The sequence below is a fragment of the Faecalibacterium hattorii genome, from assembly GCF_003287455.1.
In the GTDB taxonomy this organism is placed as follows: Bacteria; Bacillota; Clostridia; order Oscillospirales; family Ruminococcaceae; genus Faecalibacterium; species Faecalibacterium hattorii.
In genome coordinates this window covers 1-644 of the sequence record NZ_PRLC01000051.1, presented here as the reverse complement: position 1 = coordinate 644, position 644 = coordinate 1, and the positions used below count along the sequence as shown (strand labels likewise).

At 51.6% G+C, this 644-nt stretch carries 1 pseudogene; it reads left to right on the top strand.

The features are described 5' to 3' along the window. Positions 1–27: 27 nt before the first annotated feature. Positions 28–644, top strand: a pseudogene (locus tag C4N23_RS13715) (MobQ family relaxase); the annotation flags it as partial.

Genomic DNA, 644 nt, shown 5'->3' with positions numbered 1-644 from the left:
GTCCACATGGGCGTGGCGGCTTGCCAGATGGAGAAGAAAGGTATCGCCACCGAGAAAGGCGAACTGAACCGCAGTATCCAAAAGACAAACCGCCTTATCCGGGAAATCCGGGCGCAGATTGAGAAGCTCAAAGAATGGATTGCCGACCTGTTCAAAGTGTGGAAAACCGCCCCGAAGCAGCCGCCGCAAGCTCCCAACCTTGCAAATCTGTTGATGAAGTATTTGAGCGTTCAGAGAGAAAAGAGCCGGAAGTATTCGCAGAGTTGGCAGCACCAACACACAGCCGATGAACTGAAAACCATAGCGGCAGCGGTCAACTATCTCTCCGAGCATGGCATCTCTAATCTTGACGAGCTGGACGCTTCTCTTTCCTCTGTCAGTGATAGAGCCTATTCAATCCGGGCAGGAATGAAAACCGCCGAGGAACGCATGAAGAAGCTGCAAAAGCTAATTGAATACGGGAAGAACTACACAGAGTACAAGCCCATTCACGATGAACTGAAAAAGCTGCAAAACGGCTGGACAAACAAGCGCGACAAGTACGAGGAAGCCCACCGCGCCGAGCTGACCCTATGGAACGCAGCAAGTCGCTATCTCCATGCAAATCTGCCGAAAGGAACAAAGACCTTGCCTATTGCGGAATG